We start from the raw sequence: 6,514 nt of genomic DNA on the forward strand, positions 1-6,514 counted from the left end.
TTAAAAACGCGCGTTCAGTTCGATTTGCAGGGTGTCGATCGACAGGGCCGAACCGAACACTTCGCGGCTCGACGTCCAGCGGCCGCTGAACCAGGTGTTCTTGTCGATCGCATACGCGCCACCCAGGTAGTAGCCGCGCGCATTCGTGCCGCCCAGGTGGAAGGTGGAATCGTTGTAGGCGTCAGGCAAGGCGTCCGGTTCGATGCGCTTGTAGCCGAGCAGCACGTTCCAGTCGCCACGCGCCTGCGTGTTCGCCTTGCCCAGGGTCGCCTGCAGCATGTAGGCGTTGCCGCCGCTCCTGAAATCGGCTTGCGAGACGCCGCCCGTGCCGCCGAAGTTGTTCATGATGCCGCCCTTGGCGCGCGCCCACATGTCATTCTTGTCGTAAGCCATGTTGCGCACATAATCGCCTTCGATGCGCAAGTCCTGCCCGCCCGCGACCTTGCTATCCCAGCGCGCGTTCAGGTTGGCCAGGCGGAATTTCGACGCCAGGCCCACGAATTGCGGCTGCGGCGTGTTCGCCGGATCGAGCGGGTTCAGGGCGATATTGCGCAGCAGCATCAAACTATTGCCCTTTTGCATGCTCGACGGACGCGACCAGTCCGTGCTGCAGCCATCGGCGCCCGCGTACAGCGCGCACGGCTGCGAATATTCGCCGCTGATGTTGCGGAAGTTGTAATAGGCCAAGGCGCCGCGCAATTGATGGTCGCCATTGATCTTCCACGAGGCGCCCACTTGCGCGCCCAACAGCCATTTGTTCTCGCTAGCCATTTTTGCCTGGCTGCGGCTAGGTGCGTTGTCCGACGAGTATTCGAGCGGAATGATGCCCAGCGTACCGAAGACGGTGACATCCTTGCTCGCGCCCACGGGCTGCTGCACCTTGGCGGCGATGCCGTCGAAATTGAGTTCACTGGAAAACAGTTCGTCGCCGGAAACAAACGGGTTGTCGAAGCGGCCCGCCGTCAGTTTCAGCCAGGACGCGGGCTGGTACGACAGCCAGGCCTGGTCCAGCCAGATGTTTTTCTTGCCCAGGCCGCCACCGAGGGTTTGCGTGGTCGAGACCGGGCTGTCGTCGTTGCCGCTGGCCAGGCGGATGCCCGCTTGCGTGTTCTCGGAAATGTCGGCCAGGACGCCCAGGCGGGCGCGCGCGCGCAGCAAATTCTTGCGGTCCTGGCGCGTGTTCAGCAGCGCTGGCAGGGCCAGGTTGGTATTCGCATTGACGTCATAGCCGCTGCCGCTGTTGAGCGAGCGCCAGTCGATCTCGATATTGCTGTTGGCCATGTCGTAATAGCGCGACTCATAGCGCGCGCGCACATCGCCTTCGACGCGGATGCGCTTGCTCCATGCCGGCGTTTCATTCGGCGCCGCCCAGCCGCCCGCTTTTGCCTCGGCCAGCACTTGCCCCTTGATTTCGTCGCGGATCTGCTCGCGCACGGTTTGCGAAATGTAGGGCACGCGCACGTCACCCGGCTGCACCTGCGCCAGGGCGGCCGGCGCGGCGGCAGGACGGGCCTGCGCGGCGGCCAGCGCTTCGCTCTGCGCCTGCGCCAGCAGCGCCTCGCCTGCATCCTTGTTGAGGGCACCGCTCTGGATCAGGCCACGGATCAGCTTGACCATGGTGCTGTCGGCCGGTGCCTGCGCCTGTACCGCGCCCGCCGCCACGCTCAGGGCGAAAGCGGCCAGCGCCAGCGGAAGACGGCGCGCACGCTGTGGGGAAGAAAATATGGAATTCATTGTTTCTTTCGAAAAAAATTAATATGAATTGGGGACGCTATGGCCGGCGGCCTTTAATGGATACGCGGGCCGGGAAACGCAGGGACGCCGGCGGCCGCTCGTCGGCGCGGAAGTCGCGCACCATGGCCAGCACCTGCTCATCCGTCTGCGCATTGCCCGTGCCCTGCACCAGCAGCACTTTCGTCGTCTTGCCTTCCGCATCGAGCCACAGGTCGACGCGGATATCGGCGAACGCCAGCTGGCGCGTGCGCGGGTCGCGGGCAAAGGCCATCTGCAGGGCATTGGCCACATAGCGGCCGTACGATCCCGCGCCGAGGCCGCCGCCACCGCCGCTACCGCTCATGCCGCCGCCGCGCCCGGCCTGGATGCCGAAAGCGTCGCTGCCGGCCTGCGCCGCGCCGTCGATGGTGACGGGGTCGCCCTTGTCCGGCGACGGACTTTCCGGCGCATCGTCCATCGGCTTGTCGGCCGGCGTCGGTTCCGGCTCCGATACCTCGGGCACCACCTTGTCGGGCGTCGGTTCCGGCAGTTTTTCCGGTTCCGGCGGCGGGGGCGGCGGGGGCGGCAGCATCAGCATGGGCGTGGCCGCCACTTCGCGCTTGGTGGCCGCCGTATCGGACAGCAGATACCAGACCAGCGCGGCCAGCGCGCCGGCCAGCAGCACACCGCCGGCCACGCCGCCCCAGCGGCGCCACCACTGCGCGGCGCCCGACGGTTCCGAGGCAGCCATCTTCATCATGTCGTCACGCTTCACCTTGCGCTCCTCATGCCGGCTTGCCGGTCACCAGGCCCACCTGGTTCAGGTCGATGCGGCGCAGCAGATCGAGCACTTCGACCACTTTCGCGTATTGCACGGCAGCATCGCCGCGCACGATCACGGGAAAGTCGGGCGTCAGGGCCTTTTCCGTGCGCAGGCGCTCTTCCAGCTCGGGCAGGGTGACGGGATAGGCGTCGAGGAAGACCTGGCCCGCGTTGTCGATGGTGATGGCCTTGGTCTTCGGTTTTTCCAGCGCCATGGCCGAACTGGCCTTGGGCAGGTCGACCTTGATGCCGGGAATGCTGGCGTTACTGGTCAGAATGAAAATCACCAGCACCACCAGCAGCACGTCGACGAAGGGCGTGATGTTGATGCCGCCGCTACGCTTGCGGGGGGTAAACTTGGCGGAGGTGGCCATGGTTATGCGCCCCTCACGCCTGCTGCAGCACGGGACGCAGCTGGCGTCCGTCGCCCTGCTCTTCAGCAAGGCGCGTGGCGAATTCGTCGACAAAGACGGCCATATCGGCGACGATGGCGTCGGAACGCGACGACAGCCAGTTGTAGCCGAACAGCGCGGGAATCGCCACGCCCAGGCCGGCAGCCGTACACAGCAGCGCTGCCGCCATGCCCGGTGCCACCGAGTTGATGTCCACGGCGCCGGCCATGGCCGCCACGACGAACACCAGCATGATGCCGATCACGGTGCCGAACAGGCCCACATACGGCGCGCCTTCGATGGTGGTCGAGAGCCAGATCATGCGTTTCGACATGCGCTCGCTTTCGCGCACCATCACGCCATCCATGGCGGCGCGGATGGCGCCGATCGTCGCGTTCGACACGGCGTTCAGGTCGTAGCCGCGGTCATGGCGGCGGCGCATCTCGTCGATGGCCACGTCATACAGGCGCCACAGCGAGGAATCCCTCTTCACGGCAGTGCTCAGCTTGCCGTTGCGCGCCAGGTGGTCGAGCGGCGCGCCGGCCGCTTCGTGGAAGGACTGCATGAATTGCGCGTTGGCGCGCGAGATGGCGCCATAGCTGCGGCCCTTGCCGATCATGATGATCCACGACAAGACCATCATCAGGCCCAGCACGCCGACGACGATCCAGGCGTCGAGCGGCATGGCGGCGATGATGAAGCCGAAATGGCTCTTGCCCGCCTGCTGTTCATCGGCGCCAAATACGGCCAGGCGCGATTCGGAACCTTGCGAGACGGCGTCGGCCAGCAGCAGGGCATCGGGACGGGCCGTGCGCGACAGGCGCAGCTCGTCGATGGCGCCCGTGAAGTTGGCCAGGCCGGCCGTCGTGTTGACGTCGGCGCCCACCGAGGCGGCCGTGGCGAAGGCCGGCAGGGCCGTGGCCAGCGAGACGGCAGGACGGCCGCCCACGTACAGGGCCACGTTGTTCTTGTCGGCCTTGACGGCCAGGTGCGACCATTGCGCGGCCTGGATAGGCTGGCCCGGCTTGCTGCGCTGGCCGTTGACCTGCACGAAAGGCACGCCCTGGTCCACGCCGATCAGCAATTCACTGGCGCCGTCGCGGCGCGCATACAGCACTTGCTGTGCGCCCAGGCTGTCCGGGCGGACCCAGGCGGAGAAGGTGAACGGCGCGCCGGCGGCCAGCGCCAGCGAAGGCGAGGCGGGCAGCATCAGCGCTGCCGTGCCCAGGCGGGCGCCGGCGCCGATGACGGAACCGTCGAGCGCCGGCACGGCCGTCTGCGCGTGGTTGCCGTAGGCGGTGCTGTCGCGCGAGGGCACGCCAGGTTCGGTGAAGTGGTACACGAGGCTGTAATCGGGATCAAACGTGCGCTGGCCATTGCCGGAGGCGGGCGCCTTCGGGTTGCCGTAGTACATCCACAGCTGCTGCGGCGTACCTGCCGTGAGGGCCGGCACGTCGACCCAGATCAGGGCGATGCCCAGCAGCGGGTTGAATTGCTCGATCTGGTGGTTCAGCACGGTTTTATCGTCGCCGGCCACGAAGCGCAGGTCGGCGCCGTTGTCGCTGACGCCTTCGAAGTTGAAATTGCCCGAATGCAAGCGCAGCAGGACGGGAATGCGGCCGGGATCGCCGCCCACGGCGCCCGCCTTGGGACCGGCATCGACGGTGACGGGTTTGCGGTAAGCCCAGTCGGGCTGCCACCAGGCATGCGCCAGGCCGGGAACGAGCGTGCCCAGGATCGTGAGCAGGAATAATAAACGTTGCATGACAGTGATTCTCCGAATTAAAGTCTAGAAAAGTGCAGTGCTGTTGAGCTGGCCCGTCAGTAGCTGGCCGACAGGTTGAAATTGATGCGGCGCACGTGTTTGTGCGTGCGCGGGCCCTCGCGCAGCGGATACGAAAAATCGATGCGGCCATTCAGGTAGCGCAGGAACTGGAAACTGCTGCCCACGCCCACGGACGCCAGGCCGAACAGGTCTTTCTGTTCCAGCATCGGATCGCGCAGGCGCAGGCGCGCGCCATCGGCAAACGCATACAGACGCCAGTTTTCCAGGCGGCTGAAGTACGTCAGCTGCGGCGTGCGCCATTCGGCGGTGCCGGACACGCCGTAGTCGCCCGTCGCTTCGGCCGACAGGTAGCCGCGCACGGAGTTGGCGCCGCCGGCGGCCATCTGCTCGCCCGACACCAGTGCCGCGTCGGCCAGCTGGCCCGACAGGCGGCCGTGCAGCTGCGCGCCGCTGCCCAGGGTGTAGGTGGTGTTGGCGTCGCCCTTGAGCACGAGGAAGCTGGGCGAGGCCTTGTAGCGCTTGTCGTCATAGGCCGCGCTGTCGCTGCCGTAGCCGAACGAGGCGCGCGTGCCGGCCACCAGCGACAGGCCCAGGCCATACGTGGCCGCCTCCGTCTGCGCAAAGCCGTTATACGACACGCTCAGGGGCACGTACTTGAGCGGAATATTGCTGCCCGTGCCATTGAGCTTGAGCGCTTCCTGGTTATCCTTGAAGTCGATGCCGGCGGAAAAGCTGTGCCACCAGATGCCGCTGTTGGGCACCGTGTAGTTGAGCTTCATGCCCAGCGCATGGCCCTTGCCCAGCACGCTGGTGCCGCCCGTGCTGGCCACGTTGCTGTTCGACTTATAGCCGCTCGCTTCCACGCTCCAGCCCTGCGTGCCGATGGGCGCCACGTACGAGGCGGACCACACGCGGGTCTGGTTCAGGTCGCCCGGCGTGCCGAAAAAGCTGATGGTGGCGCTATGCCCGAGCTGCCACAGGTTGTCGTGACCGACCGACATGCTGGTGCGCAACTTCTTCGTATCGGCGCTGTAGTCGTTGTTCAGGCCCACGCTGGCGCGCCACGGGCTGCTGTCGTCCACTTTCAGGTCCACGTCCATGGTGCCGGGCAGGCTGCCCTGCTTGACCAGCGGCATCACCTGGCGCTTGGGGCCGCGGTTCAGCGCCGTCAGCTCGACCTGCGCCTGGGTAAAGTCGGGCACCGTGCCTTCCGTCAGGGCCGGCACCTGCTGGCGCACGTCGAGTGGCGAGTTGTATTGCGCGCCGACCACGCGCAGGCGGCCCACCTTGGTTTCGCTCACCTGCAGCACCACCACGCCCTGCTCCACCTGCTGCTCGGGCAAGTCCACGTAGACGGATTGGTAACCCCGGGCTTGATATGCCGCAACGAGGGCGTCGCGCGCCCCTTCCACGTCCTTCAGGGTGCGGCCAGGCCCCAGGAAGGGCGTGACGGCCGCTTCGATGGCGCGGGCGTCGAGCACGGTATTGCCGCGCACCAGGTATTCCTCGATGGTCACTTGCCGTTCCGGCGCGGCCACGGGAGCGGCCGCCGGGACCGCATCCTGGGCGCGCGCCATGCCGGGCAGCGCCAGCATCGCCAGGCACAGCAGGCTCAGGGCGGTAGCGGGCGCCTGCGGCGCGCCATTACCTCGTTTCTTCATCTCACGCATATTCCATTCACCTCAAATTCAATCGGTTGCCCTACCCGGTAGCGCGGTGCTGAGCGCCATGTTCAGCAAGACAGTTCCTAGACGCACGCCGCGCGCGCGGACTGCCGTTTGTCATCAAATGTTCATAAAAC

General features: G+C 66.3%; 5 protein-coding genes. All 5 read right to left on the bottom strand.

Annotation, left to right across the window (positions count from 1 at the left end):
• The 5 genes from BXA07_RS17945 to BXA07_RS17965 are packed head-to-tail and all read right to left on the bottom strand — an operon-like array spanning nt 1 to nt 6,374.
• Entirely contained in the window at nt 1–1,734 is a 1,734-nt protein-coding gene (locus tag BXA07_RS17945) for a putative porin (RefSeq protein ID WP_076569485.1), read from the bottom strand.
• 37 nt (nt 1,735–1,771) lie between these two features.
• Nucleotides 1,772–2,488 (bottom strand): energy transducer TonB, encoded by a 717-nt coding sequence (locus tag BXA07_RS17950; RefSeq protein ID WP_244556324.1) that lies wholly within the window; start codon nt 2,486–2,488, stop codon nt 1,772–1,774.
• Between the two features lie 10 nt (nt 2,489–2,498).
• On the bottom strand, nt 2,499–2,909 hold the full coding sequence (locus BXA07_RS17955) for an ExbD/TolR family protein (protein WP_034753784.1): 411 nt from the start codon (nt 2,907–2,909) through the stop codon (nt 2,499–2,501).
• A 13-nt stretch (nt 2,910–2,922) separates the two neighbouring features.
• A complete protein-coding gene (locus BXA07_RS17960; RefSeq protein ID WP_076569487.1) occupies nt 2,923–4,692 on the bottom strand; it encodes a DUF2341 domain-containing protein in 1,770 nt (589 codons plus the stop codon).
• 56 nt (nt 4,693–4,748) lie between these two features.
• Nucleotides 4,749–6,374, bottom strand: coding sequence for a ShlB/FhaC/HecB family hemolysin secretion/activation protein (locus BXA07_RS17965; protein ID WP_244556325.1), 1,626 nt, complete (start codon nt 6,372–6,374; stop codon nt 4,749–4,751).
• Nucleotides 6,375–6,514 lie beyond the last annotated feature (140 nt).

It is taken from the genome of Janthinobacterium sp. TND4EL3, from assembly GCF_900156175.1.
Classification (GTDB): Bacteria; Pseudomonadota; Gammaproteobacteria; order Burkholderiales; family Burkholderiaceae_D; genus Janthinobacterium.

Bases quoted from the DNA above. Each gene is read 5' to 3' on its own strand.
- BXA07_RS17965 (WP_244556325.1), bottom strand. From the start codon at position 6,374: ATGAAGAAACGAGGTAATGGCGCGCCGCAGGCGCCCGCTACCGCCCTG.
- BXA07_RS17945 (WP_076569485.1), bottom strand. From the start codon at position 1,734: ATGAATTCCATATTTTCTTCCCCACAGCGTGCGCGCCGTCTTCCGCTG.
- BXA07_RS17955 (WP_034753784.1), bottom strand. From the start codon at position 2,909: ATGGCCACCTCCGCCAAGTTTACCCCCCGCAAGCGTAGCGGCGGCATC.
- BXA07_RS17960 (WP_076569487.1), bottom strand. From the start codon at position 4,692: ATGCAACGTTTATTATTCCTGCTCACGATCCTGGGCACGCTCGTTCCC.